We start from the raw sequence: 16495 nt of genomic DNA, 5'->3' as shown, positions 1-16495 counted from the left end.
AATTCTAATTAATATTTTCAATTATGGTTCTTTATATGTTGTGTATAAATTTTAAATACAAAAAAAGACTATCCATATTGAGTTAGTATTAATAATGGGTTAATTTACGGATTTATTTTTGTAATTGACTGATTTTATACGTTTTGTGTTTGATTTTTATGTTTTTTAAACCGAAAATTATTGAATTTTTGTTGATTTAAGTTTATAAACAGGAGTTTTTGCCTTTGCTGCTATATATTTCTCAGGCTTATTAATTTTTAATTAAAAACTGAAGAAATTTATGTGGCATTGTAAATGGTTTATTTTTGTAGTATTAATTAGTATTTAAAATTGAGTGTTTGTTGTTTTCTGAATTTGCTGACAATGTACTTTCATTAAAAAAATGCTTAAATTTTAAATACGCTGTTCATTCTCGTTTTAATTGGGAATTGTTTTTATATATTCGTTTATAAATGTCAAGTAGACGTTTATTTAACCAGATTTTAGGAAAGTGATCATGATGGATTTAGTCATCAAACAGATCCTACGTCAAACCTTAAGTATATGAGCATTCAAAAGTTTATTAAGCCATTCATTTTTCTCGGTTTAATTGTCAATCTATCCCAGGCCCAGGAAAAAACCAATTACAAATTTGATTTTGGTACCGGAAAGGTTGCTAAAGGTTATACACCAGTTTTGCCAACTGATGTTTACAGTAAAGAAAAAGGTTATGGTTTCGATTTTGATTCGAAAGTTGTGGGCGTAGATTATGGTGCGAAGAATTATTTAACTTCGGATCTGGTGAAAAGTGATAAACCTTTTTATTTTTCTGTAGCCGTTCCTGAAGGTAATTACAAAATAACTGTCACGCTTGGTGATCCGAAAGGCCCCGCATTAAGTACAGTAAAAGCAGAATCGAGAAGATTGATGCTCGAAAATGTGAAAACCACAGCTGGGCAATCGCTAACTAAAACTTTTATCGTAAATATTAAAGATAAACATATTGCCGGTGGGCAACTTGTTTCATTAAAACCACGCGAACTTACCAAACTCGATTGGGATGATAAACTGACTTTGGAATTCGACCATCAAACTGCACTACAGGCACTCGAAATTACGAAGGTTGAGAATCAGGTTACTGTTTTCTTAGCAGGGAACTCGACTGTAGTGAACCAGGATGATGAACCTTGGGCATCGTGGGGGCAAATGATTCCCCGTTTTTTTAAACCTGGTATTGCGATTGCCAATCATGCAGAATCTGGCTTAACGCTGGGTTCGTTTTTAGGGAGTAAAAGATTAGCGAAGGTTTTAAGTGTGATGAAACCTAGCGATTACCTTTTTATTGAATTTGGACATAATGATCAAAAAGATAAAGGACCTAACGATGGCGCTTATAAATCGTATACCGAAAGGTTAAAAACATTCATTTCGGAAGTGAAGAAAAAAGGAGGAATCCCCGTTGTGGTTACCTCAACCAGTAGAAGGTCTTTTGGCCCGGATGGAAAAATTGTAAACTCTCTTGGCGATTTTCCTGATGCTGCACGTAAGGTTGCTGCCGAAGAAAAAGTTGCTTTGATTGATCTGAATGCCATGACATCGACCTTGTTTAATGCATTAGGCGAAGAGCCATCGAAAAAAGCCTTTGTTCATTATCCTGCCAACAGTTATCCGGGTCAGGATAAGGCATTGGCCGATAACACACACTTTAATCCTTATGGGGCTTATGAAATTGCACAATGCATCATCTTAGGGATTAAAGAACAGCAATTGGACATTGCTAAATATCTGGTTGATGATCTGCCTAAATTTGATCCGGCAAAACCAGATAATCCTGCAGATTGGCACTGGCCAGAGAGCCCTAAAAGCAGTGTGGTTAAACCAGATGGGAATTAAAATGAGAGGTAACTTAATTTTAATATTAACTTTTATTGGCTTTTCTTGTTTCGGACAAAAAAAGCCTGTAATTGAAGTTTATCTAATTGGCGGACAGTCGAATGCAACTGGTCAAGGATACTTGTCCAATATGGATGATTCGATGAAGGTTGATCACAGGGTTTGGATTTATCATTCAGGAAAACCTCATCTTAATAGTAGTTTTTTACCTGATCAATGGTTTCCATTACATGCTTCATCAGAATCGCCCGACCGTTTTGGCCCTGAACTGGGTTTTGGATCACAATTGCAAAATCTTCGTCCAAAAGCTCATATAGCCGTTATAAAACATGCACATAGTGGTACTAATCTTTATAAACAATGGAATCCAGGGAAGGACCAAAAGGATACCATAAACCAAGGTTTACAATATAAGATATTTATGAGTACGGTTAAATCTGGGTTGGATAGTTTAGTCAAACGTGGTTATCAACCTGTGATTAAGGGCATGTTGTGGCAGCAGGGCGAATCCGATGCTGATAAAGGAGAGGAAATAAGCAAGAGTTACGGTAAAAACTTGAAGCAATTCATTATTCGCGTCAGGCAGGATTTGAAAACAGCCAACATGCTGTTTGTTTACGGGTATGTTTACCCGCCACCCAATAAGAGTATAGCAATAGATGAAGTTCGAAACGGACAGCGTGAAGTGGCATCAAGTGCTAAAACATCATTATCTGTCCGCAATGCTTATGTTGTATTCACTGATGATCTCAGCCAAAGGGCGAATGATAAAAATACGCCTTATCCAAAAGATCATATCCATTTTGGTACCAAGGGGACCTGGGAACTGGGATTAAAAATGGCCGAAGAGATAAATAAACATTTAAAATAGACTATCATTTAACAATGAAAAAAATAATTACCGCTGTATTGTTTACTGCTCTGTATGGAACTACTTTCGGGCAGGCGAGGTTGCAGCCATTTAATTTAACGGAAGTAGGTTTGCTCGAAGGGCCGTTTAAGCAGGCTCAGGAAACCGATAAAAAATACATGCTTTCGTTAAATGCGGACAGGCTTTTGGCTCCTTACGTAAGGGAGGCAGGATTAAAACCTAAAGCAGCATCTTACGGAAACTGGGAAAATACAGGTTTAGATGGGCATATCGGCGGACATTATTTGTCTGCTCTGGCTTTAATGTATGCCTCAACTGGTGATGCTAAAGTTAAAGGCCGAATGGAATACATGATTGCTGAACTGGATAAATGTCAGGAAAAAAATGGTGATGGTTATTTGGCAGGTATTCCAGGTGGAAAAGAAATCTGGAAGGAGATCAAAGCAGGCAACATCAAGTCGTCGAGTTTTTCGCTGAATGGAAAATGGGTTCCTTTGTACAATATTCACAAAATTTATGCAGGGCTTTATGATGCCTATGCGGTTGCAGGTAATGTAAAAGCAAAGCAGATGCTCCTAAAACTCACCGATTGGTGTGTAGATCTGGTCTCGAATTTATCCGATCAGCAAGTACAAGAACTTCTAAAAAGCGAACATGGCGGGTTGAATGAAACTTTCGCGCATGTTTATGCGATAACGGGTAATCAAAAGTACCTTCAACTGGCAAAACGGTTTTCGGATCAATCTATCCTAAAACCATTACTGAAAAATACTGATTCCCTGAATGGCCTGCACGCAAATACACAGATTCCTAAGGTAATCGGTTTTGAGCAGATCGCCTTGTTGGATAAAGACCCTTCATGGGCAAATGCCGCCGCTTTCTTTTGGAAAACAGTAGTTGAACATAGAACGGTGGCTATTGGTGGAAATAGTGTTAGAGAGCACTTTCATCCAGCGAATAACTTTTCTTCTATGACTGAATCGCGGGAAGGACCAGAAACCTGCAATTCCTACAATATGCTAAAGCTCACCAAACAGCTGTTTTTGGCCGAGCCTTCTAACACTTATCTCGATTATTACGAACGTACGCTTTATAATCATATCCTCTCTTCGCAACGGACAGAAGGTGGTTTTGTATATTTTACACCGATGCGGCCTGGGCATTACCGTACTTATTCGAGTCCGCAGGAGAGTTTCTGGTGCTGTGTAGGCTCGGGATTGGAAAACCATGGTAAATATGGCGAGTTGATTTATGCTCATGGCAAGAATGATGTGTATGTAAATCTTTTCATTCCCTCTACCTTAAACTGGAAGGAAAAAGGTATTCAGCTTACACAACAAACACTTTTTCCAGATGCAGAAAATACAACAATCAAACTTCAGTTAAAGAACAAGCAGCGTTTTGTTTTACATTTCCGTCGGCCATCTTGGATAGAGCCAGGAAAAATGACTGTTTTGGTGAATGGAAAAAAAGTAACCACTAAAAGTAATGAAAACGGGTATGCCAGTATCGATCGTGTTTGGGCTACCGGCGATGTGATTAACATTTCATTGCCAATGCACACCACCACTGAGTTTATGCCCGACGGTTCTGATTGGGTGGCCTTTCTTCGTGGCCCGATTGTGCTCGCTGCGGCAATGGATACATTAAATCAACCTAATTTATTAGCTGATGGCAGTAGGATGGGGCATATTGCTTCAGGACCATTATTCCCGATCAGCGATGCTCCGCTCGTTACAGGAGCAAAAAATACCTTAGCAAATGAAATTACTTTGGTTGATAAAAACAGTTTAACCTTCAGTGCCCAAAATGCGATCTATCAGCCAAAATACAAATCTTTAAAATTGGTTCCTTTTTACACCCTGGCCGAAAAGCGGTATGTGGTTTATTTCCCTTACAGCAGCGCCGAGGCATTGCCAGCGCGTGCAAAGGCGATTAAGCTGGCAGAAGAAGAAAAAATGAAAACGGAACAGCGAACCGTCGATCTGATCAACACTGGAGAACAGCAGCCAGAATCGGATCACAATTTTAGGGGCGAGCAAACCGATAACGGAACTTATCAGGAAAGGCATTTTAGAAATGGAAAGGCATGGTTTATTTATATGCTTAAAAACAAAGATTTATCGGCAAATAAGCTGAGCTTAACTTATTACGGAAAAGAAAAGAATAAAAACTTTTCTATTTTGATTAATGGTGTTGTAATTGAAAAAGTAAAGCTGGATGGAAGCAAAGGTGATACTTTTTATACCCAGGAATATCAAATCCCAAAAGCGCTGTTAAAAACAGATTTAGAAGTGAAATTTGTTGCCGATCAGGGATCAGCTATTGCAAATATATATGAGGTGAGGTTGGTGAGATAGACTTTATGCTGATGTGGTCTGTGAGGACACAGACCACGGCGACTACCCAATGCGATCGTCATCCTGAACTTGTTTCAGGATCTATTTGAAGCGTTTATACCAAGCATTCACGTGGATTGGATTTATTTATATAGATTTCTCCACTGCGGTCGAAATGACGAAGGATCTAAAGGCGATCGTCCTCCTGAACTTATTTCAGGATCTTATTTGAGAAAGTTTTATATCAAGTATTATAGATGCTAAATTCAGCAGGACGATACGTAGAAGTGGTCTGTGCGGACACAGACCACGGAGAATCAGGTATTACTTCGCTTTCTTAAAACCCTTATTGCTTTAATAAGGTTTCCAGTTCTTTTTCCTTAATTGTTAATATGGTTCCGTGCCTTAAACCTTTTGGTAAGGAGATTTTTTCTGAAACATCGGTCCAGTTTTTTAAATCTGCAGATTGGATTGCGCCATATTTATGGTCGCGATACTTATCAAAATACACCATCCAATTATTGTTGATTTTTAAAGTTGTTGGTCCTTCTGCCCAATAATTTCCCGTAATTGGATTTCCCGCCTTGCTGTAAGGACCAATCAATTGATCGGCATAAGCCATTTTGATATTCTTTTGAGCAGGCTCGCGGGTCTCGTCTTTTAAAAACATGATAAACTGTTTCCTGTTTTTTACAATAGTGGCATCAATCACATTAAAACCCGGATCGTAAAGCAGTTTGGTTTCCGAATAGGTTTTGAAATCTTTGGTGGTAACGTAATACATACGGTGATTGTAGCCGCTTTCTTCTGTTGAGGCCGTTTCATTAAACTTACCCGTAATCGTTGTAGCCCAATAAATCATATAAGTTTTGGTGCGGCTATCGTAAGTAATTTCAGGTGCCCAGGTATTTCTCGCACCATCTTCTTTAGCCATTACCGGCAAAAACTGCTGCTCGCTCCAGTTAATCAGGTCTTTCGAACTGGCATAACCGATACCTCTATCTTTCCAGCTAACTGTCCAGACCATGTGAAATAAGCCATTAGCTCCCCGGATAATACAAGGATCTCTCATCAATTTATCTTTGCTTACCGTAGGCGTAAGGAACGATTGATCATTTTTAAGCGCCGTCCACTTGTATGCATCGTTACTATAGGCCAGGTGCAACCCGTCTTCCCCATTACCTTTAAAATAAGCAAAGAGATAAACTTCCTTTTTCGACTGTGCCTGGGCATTAAAAAAAGCCGATAGTAAGATTATAGAAAGGTATATGAGTTTTTTCATTATTTATTTTAATTCGAGTACCACAACTGATTGCGCAGGCAATTCAACTTTAAGCGAATTTCCTGATTTTTTTGCACCGGTAAATTTAGCATTGTGTACTTTGTTCGAATCGCTAAACGTATTTACATCGGTAAGTTTGGCTGAGGTTAAAATCTGTCCCGTAACCGAGTTCCATTTTAACCCATCTAAAACGGTGCTTAAGGCAATTTTTTTGTTTGGGTCTAAATTTACCAATGAGATATGGATTACACCACTTGCATCCTGAGAGGCAGAAACATTTAAAGCCGGAATTTTTTGATCGCCTACAGTATAATCAGGACTGGTAAATGCAATCGGTAGATATTTGGCATCCTGATGCACTTTGTACAGATCAAAAACATGATAAGTAGGGGTTAGGATCATTTTATCCTTTTCGGTTAAAATTAAGGCCTGTAAAACATTAATTGTTTGTGCCAGGTTGGCTACTTTAACACGATCGGAGTGATTATTAAAGATATTCAAAGTTGTGCCAGCAATTAAAGCATCACGTAAACTGTTCTGTTGATACAAGAAACCTGGGTTTGTTCCAGGTTCTACATCCGTCCAGATTCCCCATTCGTCAACCACTAAAGCCACTTTCTTTTTTGGATCATATTTATCCATTATTGCTGAGTGTTTGGTTACCAGTTCTTCCATTTTTAAACAGTTTTTCATGGTCGAAAAGTATTGTGCCTCATCAAATTTGGTAGCCGATCCTTTTTTGCCCCAGTTTCCTGTTGGGATGGTGTAATAGTGTAAAGTTAATCCCCACATCTGGTCGCCGATGTTTTTCATGCAGGTTTCTGTCCAGTTGTAATCGTCAGAATTTGCACCGCTGGCAATTCTTTTTAACGGAGCGCCCGGATAGTTACGTGCATAAGTGGCGTACCTGCGGTATAAATCAGAATAATAAGCAGGCGTCATGTTTCCTCCGCAACCCCAGCTTTCGTTACCCACACCCCAGAAAGAAACTTTCCACGGTTTTTCTCTACCATTTTGGCTGCGGATGGCCGTCATCGGGCTTACACCATCAAAATTCAGGTATTCTACCCATTTGGCCATTTCTTCAACGGTTCCACTGCCTACATTACCTGCAATGTATGGTTCACAATCGAGCATCTGACAGAGGTCTAGAAATTCGTGTGTACCAAAACTATTGTCTTCAGTTACGCCGCCCCAGTTGGTATTTACCATTTTCGGACGTTGATTTCTCGGCCCTATACCATCTCTCCAGTGGTATTCATCGGCGAAACAGCCGCCTGGCCAACGCAGATTTGGAACTTTTATCTTTTTTAAAGCATCTACAATATCTAAACGGATTCTTCCTTTATTGGGAATAGTCGAATTTTCATCCACCCAAAAACCATCATAAATACAGCGGCCCAAATGCTCGGAAAAATGACCGTAAATGTGCTTGCTTACTATCTGATCGCCAGCAGGTTTAATGGTTAACTGGGTTTCGCTTTGTGCGTGCGCTAAAATAGAACTGCAGAATACAGCCGCAGATAAGATAAGTTTTTTCATCATGATCTCGTTAAATCTATTGGTTAAATGGAATTTTGATAACGTTAAAAGAATAAGGTTTTAAAGTGATGTTGAGTTTCTTGCCTTTTAGGTTTATAGTATTTTTTTGTGGGCTAACCGCTTCAGGATTTTCGAAAGAGTTGAGTTGATTTAGGTTACTGCTGGCTATTTCCTCGTTGGTGGCCTTATTTTTTAGTTTCATTTTTCCCTCCAGGTCGAAATCTATGTTTTGTGCCTGATCGGAGTTGTTGGCAATTTTAATGATCAGTTCTTTTTTTGTCTGATCGGTTACCGCAGAAGCGTAAAGTCCGTCCTGGCCGATAATGTTTTTATCATCTAGCGTAACCGAAACTACATCTGTTCCTTTATTTGTAGAAAACTGTTTCTGAACATAATAATCGGGCGTACCGTACGATTTTAGGTTATCTACCCAGATCATGTCGGGTGCCCATTGCCAGGCATCGATATGGGCGAAAAGTGGTGCATATGAAGCCATTTGTACCACATCGGCATTGCGTTCCAAGCCTGTCATCAACGAAGCAGAAGCTAAAGCACTTTGCCAGTTGTTTCTGCTGCTGCCAACAAAATTTTTATCCGCATGAACGGCGTATTCGCCAACAAAAATTTTTGTTCCGTTTCTTGGGTAGTTATCGTAACGGCCGGCATTTTTCAAAAACCAATCGGCCGGGCGGTAATAGTGTTCATCGATAAAATCGGCATTATTGCTTCTTAGAGTAGTATTCAACAAATTAAAGCGGTCGCCTTCGGGATCGGTTCCCGAGCTGTTGATCAGTTTAAAATCGGGATACTTGGCTTTTATGGCTTTAGTGAAAATCGCTAGCCTTTCCAGGTATTGTGGCCCCCAGTTTTCGTTTCCAACCCCCATCATTTTTAAGTTGAAAGGTTTTGGATGACCCAGATCTGCCCTCATTTTTCCCCATTTGGTGGTTACATCACCATTGGCAAATTCGATCAGGTCTAAAGCATCCTGAACATAGGGATCGAGTTCGTCAAGTGAGGCTACTTCTGCAGAGTTAAACTGACAGGCCATGCCGCAATTTAATATCGGAAGTGCATCAGAGCCGATATCTTCTGCCAGTTGGAAATATTCGAAAAATCCCAAACCAAAACTCTGGTAATAATCAGGTGCCGGGCGGTGGGCAAATTCCGTATTCCAACGGTTCATCAACAGCTGTCTGTTTTCAATCGGGCCAATGGTTTTCTTCCATTGATAACGGTTGGCCAGATCGGTCCCTTCTACAATACAGCCACCCGGAAAACGGATAAAACCCGGTTTCATATCAGCCAGCAACTGTACCATATCCGCCCTTAATCCCTGCGGACGGTTTTTCCAGGTGTCGCTGGGAAATAAGGAAATCATATCGAGATCGATATTTCCTTTTCCCTGGAACCCAATGGCAAATTTTGCTTTCGGGTCGGTTTCGGTAGCGGTAAAACTTGCCGACTGCTTTTTCCAGTCGCCACCCGTTTGGTCGGGTATTAAACTTCCCTGTCCGATAACTTTATTGTTCGCATCCTTTAACAGGAGTACAAGTTTAACCCCCGGGGTTGATTGACGGTACATCACAGAAAAATCGTAACGGAGGCCTTTTTTTACGCCGATGCCTTTAAAACCTTCATTTACGAGCTCAAAATCGTCTGTTTGTTTTTTTACCTGTAAATATCGTGGATTGGCGGTGTTCACCTCTTTCCGGTTTACTACCAATATCTCGCCTTCCTGTGGTTTTTTGGTTTGGAAAGTCCAGCCCATCAGCGGTTTTGCAAATTCGAAAGAGCGGTTTTTGATCAGTTCGGCATAAATGCCGCCATCAGCGCCAAAGTTGATGTCTTCAAAAAAAACGCCCCACATGTTAGGCTGTACCTTGGCAATGGAATGGTCTGTTTTAACTTTGATTACTTTTGCAGTTTGTGCCTGTACTTCGGAAATGTATCCGATTCCAACTGTTGCATACGCCAGGCATGCCGAAAACACACTTTTTACAGGGTAATTTAATTTCATACGGTTTAATATTTGGAAGATCCTAATGGTAAAAGTAAAATATTTAAAATGATAAACGTTATCTAAACATTTATTTTTTTATCCATCTACGATTTTGTTGATAAATTCTACAATCTTAGCATTGGTGAAAATGACGCAAGCATCTCAAATATGGATTGAGGTAGTAAAAGGGTTTAGTAAAGTAACTTTTTACATGATGTTTAAAATTTATTGAGCAAAAACCTCTAAAATCTTTCTTATAACATATTGTCATCGTCAAAAAGCAGGATACTACAGGATGCGCCTTAACGATATACTATTTACATTCGACATAAATCATTTAATGGCTGCTACCCAGCGGCTGTTATGATCCGCTAACCAATAAACACATGATGAGCCTTCGTTTTTTCAATATTCAAATATTGACTATTTTATTTAGTGGGGCTTTTATGTGCAAAATAGCTGGTTCACATGCTTGATAAAAGAACTATGAATCTTAAAAAATATACTTTGCTTGGCTTTTTAAGTGCAGCAACACTTTGTGGTTTTGCGCAACAAAAAGCTACAGATAAACAATCAGTTAGACTCTTTTTTGAGAAATCATACCTACAGGTAGACCGAAGTTATTACAGCACTGGCGAAGATATATGGTTTGGCGCCTATTTGGTAAATGGAAAAAGTAGCAGTTTAACTGCTACCAGCAATAATTTATATGTGGAGCTGCTTTCGCCAAAATCGGAAGTTTTAGACCGGAAAATGATCAGGTTGGATGGTGGTCTGGGAAAGGGGGATTTTAAACTGAAAGATTCTATTCCTTCTGGTTGGTACGCCATTAGGGCTTACACCAATTGGATGCGAAACTTTGGCGATGATTTTGTTTTTCAAAAACGGATCCACATTAGCAATAACATTATTGAAAACGCTTCTTATTTTACCCGAAATCCGGCCAAAAAAACAGATGTTTCCAATTCGAAAAAATCGATTGCCTTTTTCCCTGAGGGAGGTTCGCTGGTTGAAGGATTAACCAGTATTGTAGCCTTTAAAACCAATGATGATATTGGAAATGGGATTAAAGCCACCGGAAGTGTAATCTCATCAAAAGGAGATACTGTAACTACTTTTCAAAGTACCGATGCGGGCATGGGCATTTTTGCTTTTACACCCAAAACGGATGAGAAATATAAAGTTGAGGGATTTTATGGCAAAGAAAAATTTTCGTCGGAAATGCCCGTAAGCCTTAAAAAAGGCCTCTCATTACATATTACTGCCGATTCTTTAAATATCAAAGCAAATATTAGTGCCAACGGGTTAATGTTCGGCGAGTTGAAGGATAAAAGCATTTCGCTTATAATTAAACATGCAGGCGATAATATTTATTCCGGATCGATCAAATTAAGTAAAGCCGTAGTATCGGTATCTATCCCAACAAAAGGTTTTCCGAATGGCATTGCAAGCATAACCCTGCTCGACGACCAGAACAGGCCTAATTGTGAACGGCTTATTTTTATACAAGACGAAAATAAGGTCAATTTCTCAATAAGCCCAAACAAAGCTGTTTATAAACCAAGAGAGAAAGTGCTTATTAAGGTAAAAGCGACCAATTTTCTTGGTCAGCCAGCTAAAACGGCATTTTCCTTAGCTGCTGTTGATGGCCTTATTCCAGATGATGGAAATGATATCGTATCCTATTTGATGCTGCAATCGGAGGTAAAAGGAGATATTAAAAACGCTGCGCAATATTTTGATGCTAAAAATCCATCTCGTTTAAAACAGCTCGACCTATTGTTGCTAACCCAGGGATGGAGAGATTATATCTGGAGAAAACTGGCCGACTCCGCTATTAAAATAAGTTATTTGCCTGAACCTGGCATCACAATTAAAGGAATGGTAAGAGAGAAACTGGCCGATAAACCCATTCCGAATATGAATATTACCCTGTTTGGCACCAACTTTACAGGCAATAAAATCTATACTACAAAAACCGATCAGAGCGGACGTTATTTTCTGGATGGGTTGAGTTGGTATGGCAATCAGCAGGTAAAAATTTCATCAAAAGATGATAAAGGGAAAAAGGGTGGTTGGTTGCAGATCGATACGCTGATCAAACCTTTAAATTTGGCACCGTTAAAAACGATCTCATCTGGAATTTCGAACACATTGAACGTAGAAATCGGTAAACGCATGGATTATAACCGCACTTACAAGTTTGGCGATTCGATCAGTTTAAACGATATTGAAATTAAAGCTGCTCAAAATAACAAAGTGGTACTATTTCAGGATGTGCTTACCTCATTTGGGTATCCCGAGGAAGTTTTCAACATTACAGCAGCCGATTATTCTTACAAGGGATTGGAGCATTTTCTGCTAACAAAGGCTAAAGGAAGTTATCCGGCAGAAGATAACGACACGCTGGGAAATGAAGGAGTCACCTTTATTGCCAACGGAAAAAAAGTTAGGCCGGTGATTAAAGTAAACAACAGAGAAGAACTCTTTACAGAGCGCTTGGATTACTACAGTTTAACCATGGATCAGATTAACCAGGTTAGAATTCAGCATTTGTTAAACAGTACCGGAAAAGATGTGTACCTCATCAGCCTTAATTTAAAGGATGAGGCTTTGCGCGGACCAAATTTAGACTTGCTAAACCTCAATTTAAATGGTTATTATACTGCAAGAACTTTTTATTCGCCAAATTACAGCAGTCCGGCAACACCAAATAAAGATTTACGTACCACCGTTTTCTGGGCACCAGCTGTAAAAACCAACGAAAACGGTGAAGCAACGATCACTTATTTTAATGGAGATAACAAAGCCGATATTTTGATCAAAGCCGATGGAATTACCAATAAAGGAGTGGCTGTAGCGGCAAAAACAGGCTATAAAGTTCAATAACCCATGAATCGATTATATTTTTTAATTAAGCTCGTATATAAGTCATGATGATCAAAACCATTACAGTTTTCTGCTTTATGATCAGCTTTTTCTTTGCTACACAGCTTTTCGCTCAACGCCAAATGGAAAAATTGGGCCGTGGTGTAATTGCCGTACGGCAGAATAGCGATTCTGTTTATGTAGGCTGGCGGATGTTGGGTACCGATGCCGATGACATTGCTTTTAACCTATACCGCAAAAGCGGAAATAATGAAGCCGTAAAACTCAATCACGATCCCATTACCAAGAGCACTAATTTTGTAGATGCTGGGGTTAAATTCGATCTTCCGAACAGCTATTTTGTAAAACCCATTTTAAAAGGCAGTGAATTGGAAGCCAGTAAATCTTTTACGTTAGCAGCCAAGCCACCTATTCAGCAATATTTAACCATTCCATTAAAAACACCAGCAGGTTATTCGCCTAACGATGCTTCGGTTGGCGATTTAGATGGAGATGGCGAATATGAAATTGTGTTGCATCAAACTGGCCGGAGTAGGGATAATTCATCAAACGGTATTACCGATCCGCCGATTTTTCAAGCCTATAAATTAGATGGAACTTTTTTGTGGGAGATTAATTTAGGGAAAAACATCCGTGAAGGGGCTCATTACACCCAATTTATGGTATATGATCTGGATGGTGATGGCATTGCAGAAATGGTATGTAAAACTGCCGATGGAACGGTAGATGGCAAAGGAAAAGTAATTGGCGATGTGGCTAAAGATTGGCGCAACCCGAACGGTAAAATATTGGATGGCCCTGAATTTTTAACCGTATTTAGCGGTAAAACCGGAGCGGCATTAGCCACAACAGATTATATTCCTGCCCGTGGCAATGTGGGGGCCTGGGGTGGTAGAGGTGGGAACGGTAAAAACGATAATACGGGTAACCGTGTAGATCGGTTTAATGCCTGTGTGGCCTATTTAGATGGTGTTCATCCAAGTGTGGTGATGTGCAGAGGCTATTACGGCAGAACGGTTTTAGCAGCCTGGGACTGGCGTAATGGCAAACTAACATCGCGATGGGTATTTGATACCAAAGACGCTAAAAATCCTTTTTCTGGGCAGGGAAACCACAATCTTACGGTTGCAGATGTAGATGGCGATGGAAAAGATGAAATTATTTACGGTTCGATGTGTGTAGATGATAATGGAAAGGGATTGTACACTACGGGCTTAAGGCATGGTGATGCCATTCATGTTTCAGACCTTGATCCGGAGCACCCTGGGTTGGAGGTTTTTGGTGTACACGAAATAGAAGAAGGTACAAAAGGCCCAGGAGCTGCGGTTTATGATGCCAAAACAGGCAAAATATTATGGGAAGGGTCGCAAGATGAAGATGTGGGCAGAGGTGTGGCCGATAATATCGATAATACCCGTTTGGGCGCACAAATGTGGTGGTCGGGATCCAATGGATTATTTGATATGAAGGGCAATCGGATCGGTAATCAGCCCCGGTCAACCAATTTTTTAATTTATTGGGATGGTGATTTATCAAGGGAACTTTTAGATGGTAACCACATCGATAAATACAACGGAGGACGGCTTTTTACGGCAGATGGAGCTGTTTCTAACAATGGAACCAAATCTACACCAGCTTTAAGTGCTGATATTTTTGGCGATTGGCGCGAAGAATTGATTTTAAGGTCTTATGATAACCAAAGCCTTAGAATTTATACCACAACTATACCGACTGTGTACCGCAATTATACGCTAATGCACGACCCGCAGTACCGCTTAAGCATTGCCTGGCAAAACGATGGCTATAACCAACCTCCGCATACTGGGTTTTACTTCGGTTTTGGAATGAAGAAAGCACCAAAACCTAACATTGTACTTGTTGAATCCAAAAAATAATCATGTGCAACATAAATAAATTTTAACAGAACAAGAATGAAAAAATATAGCTTTATCCTGGCGGGAATGATCATCGTCATTTCTTCCTTTGCCTTTATCGCTCAACTTAAACCCACATTACATACCATTGGCGATTCTACAGTCCGCAACTCAAACAAAGAAACCTGGGGCTGGGGAACACCGATTGCTTCTTTATTTGATACCACAAAAATCCATGTAGAAAACAATGCAATGGCCGGAAGAAGTACCCGTACGTTTTTGTCGGAGGGCAGATGGGATAAAGTTTTAGAAACATTAAAACAGGGCGATTTCGTTACCATGCAATTCGGTCACAATGATGGAAGTGCTCCTGATACTACAAAAGCAGGTAGAAGGGGCGTATTAAAAGGAACGGGTGAAGAAACCAAAGTATTAACCTGGCCGGATGGAAAAGTAGAAACCGTGCATACCTATGGCTGGTATATCCGCAAATTTGTGCGTGAAACCAAAGCAAAAGGCGCCACACCAATTGTACTTTCGATGATACCCAGAAATATTTTTAAAGATGGTAAAGTAGTTCGGGCCAATAACGATTTCGGAAAATGGGCAGCTGATGTAGCCAAAGAAGAAAATGCCTATTTTGTAGACCTGAATAAAATAACGGCTGATAAATATGATGCACTCGGCCCAGATAAGGTAAAACTCTATTTCCCTGGGGACCATACCCATACCAATTTAGAAGGCGCAAAAATTAACGCCGCATCTGTTGTAGAAGGAATCAGGGAGTTAAAAAAATGTAATTTGAAAAAGTATCTGCTTTAATAAAGGAGAAAGACTAAAGTTGAAAGACCAAAGACAAAATAAATCTGTGTAATCCAACAATCGGTGTAATCATCCCGAAGGTTGTAACCTAATAATCTGTGTAATCATCCCCCGAAGGGCAATAATCATGAAATCAACAAAATACCTACCCCTCATTCTCTTAACTGTTTTTATTGTTTTTTCTTCCTGCATTATCTTAAAACAGCAGGCAAAACCCACTTTATTCCTCATTGGCGATTCGACCGTTAAAAACGGAAAAGGCAAAGGTGATGGTTCTTTATGGGGCTGGGGAAGCTTTATCGGAGATTTATTTAATTCCGAAAAAATCAATGTCGAAAATGATGCCCTTGGCGGTACCAGCAGCCGTACTTTTCAAACAAATGGTTTATGGGATGCTGTTTTGGCAAAAGTAAAAAAAGGCGATTTCGTGATGATGCAGTTTGGCCATAACGATAGCAGCCCATTAGACGATACCGCCCGTGCCCGCGGCACCATAAAAGGCATCGGAACGGAAAACAAGGAAATTTACAACCCGATCAAGAAAAAACAGGAAGTGGTGTATACCTACGGTTGGTACCTGCGCAAATTTATCAGCGATATAAAAGCCAAAGGCGCAACTCCGATTGTATGTTCACCGATTCCACGCAATCCTGTTAAAGATAATGTTATAGTTCCAGCCAACGATAGCTATGCCAGCTGGGCAGAAGAAATTGCAAAAACTGAAAAAGTCGATTTCATTCCACTGAATCAGATCATTAAAGATAAATATGCTGCTTTAAGTGCGACTGAGGTAAAGGCATTTTTTACCGAGAAAGACCGTACGCACACCAACGAAGCAGGGGCGAAGTTAAATGCAACTGCTGTTGTAGAAGGCCTAAAGAAATTAAAAAACAATAAACTGAATAGCTACCTGAAATAAGCCATTGAGCAGGATACTACAGGATGCTTTCCTGCCAATATTGTGTTATTTTAACCGCCTAACCAAATACCAGCGGTAATAAA

The 16495-nt window shown here is 39.9% G+C and carries 10 protein-coding genes; 7 read left to right on the top strand and 3 right to left on the bottom strand.

Features of this window, described 5'->3' with window-relative positions; translation table 11 throughout:
- The first annotated feature begins 543 nt into the window (after window positions 1-543).
- Genes ACTJKN_RS14740 through ACTJKN_RS14730 form a run of 3 tightly spaced genes read left to right on the top strand, consistent with a single transcriptional unit; the run spans window position 544 to window position 5103 of the window.
- The gene (locus ACTJKN_RS14740; RefSeq protein ID WP_440826106.1) at window positions 544-1872 is read left to right on the top strand and encodes a rhamnogalacturonan acetylesterase; all 1329 of its coding nucleotides are present in this window, start codon (window positions 544-546) and stop codon (window positions 1870-1872) included.
- A gap of 1 nt (window position 1873) precedes the next feature.
- On the top strand, window positions 1874-2743 hold the full coding sequence (locus ACTJKN_RS14735) for a sialate O-acetylesterase (protein WP_440826105.1): 870 nt from the start codon (window positions 1874-1876) through the stop codon (window positions 2741-2743).
- A gap of 14 nt (window positions 2744-2757) precedes the next feature.
- Complete coding sequence (locus tag ACTJKN_RS14730) at window positions 2758-5103, top strand: beta-L-arabinofuranosidase domain-containing protein (protein WP_440826103.1); 2346 nt, start codon at window positions 2758-2760, stop codon at window positions 5101-5103.
- Window positions 5104-5428: 325 nt separating this feature from the next.
- Here the strand turns inward: ACTJKN_RS14730 and ACTJKN_RS14725 are convergent, their stop codons facing one another.
- The 3 genes from ACTJKN_RS14725 to ACTJKN_RS14715 are packed head-to-tail and all read right to left on the bottom strand — an operon-like array spanning window position 5429 to window position 9926.
- A complete protein-coding gene (locus tag ACTJKN_RS14725) occupies window positions 5429-6364 on the bottom strand; it encodes a glycoside hydrolase family 43 protein (RefSeq protein ID WP_440826101.1) in 936 nt (311 codons plus the stop codon).
- A gap of 3 nt (window positions 6365-6367) precedes the next feature.
- A complete protein-coding gene (locus ACTJKN_RS14720; RefSeq protein ID WP_440826099.1) occupies window positions 6368-7909 on the bottom strand; it encodes an alpha-N-arabinofuranosidase in 1542 nt (513 codons plus the stop codon).
- Between the two features lie 13 nt (window positions 7910-7922).
- Complete coding sequence (locus tag ACTJKN_RS14715; protein ID WP_440826097.1) at window positions 7923-9926, bottom strand: alpha-L-arabinofuranosidase C-terminal domain-containing protein; 2004 nt, start codon at window positions 9924-9926, stop codon at window positions 7923-7925.
- A gap of 468 nt (window positions 9927-10394) precedes the next feature.
- On the opposite strand from ACTJKN_RS14715, the gene ACTJKN_RS14710 reads away from it, so the two are divergent.
- The 4 genes from ACTJKN_RS14710 (at window position 10395) to ACTJKN_RS14695 (ending at window position 16412) form a co-directional block, all read left to right on the top strand.
- Window positions 10395-12797, top strand: a complete 2403-nt coding sequence (locus tag ACTJKN_RS14710; protein WP_440826094.1) for a hypothetical protein — start codon at window positions 10395-10397, stop codon at window positions 12795-12797.
- Between the two features lie 44 nt (window positions 12798-12841).
- Window positions 12842-14692 (top strand): rhamnogalacturonan lyase, encoded by a 1851-nt coding sequence (locus ACTJKN_RS14705; protein ID WP_440826092.1) that lies wholly within the window; start codon window positions 12842-12844, stop codon window positions 14690-14692.
- A 36-nt stretch (window positions 14693-14728) separates the two neighbouring features.
- Window positions 14729-15493 (top strand): rhamnogalacturonan acetylesterase, encoded by a 765-nt coding sequence (locus ACTJKN_RS14700; RefSeq protein WP_440826090.1) that lies wholly within the window; start codon window positions 14729-14731, stop codon window positions 15491-15493.
- Between the two features lie 127 nt (window positions 15494-15620).
- On the top strand, window positions 15621-16412 hold the full coding sequence (locus ACTJKN_RS14695; RefSeq protein ID WP_440826088.1) for a rhamnogalacturonan acetylesterase: 792 nt from the start codon (window positions 15621-15623) through the stop codon (window positions 16410-16412).
- Window positions 16413-16495: the final 83 nt, after the last annotated feature.

The organism is Pedobacter sp. 22163 (genome assembly GCF_052045595.1).
Taxonomy (GTDB): domain Bacteria; phylum Bacteroidota; class Bacteroidia; order Sphingobacteriales; family Sphingobacteriaceae; genus Pedobacter.
The sequence above is the reverse complement of the archived record's forward strand: the minus strand, read 5'-3'. Positions and strand labels throughout refer to the sequence as shown.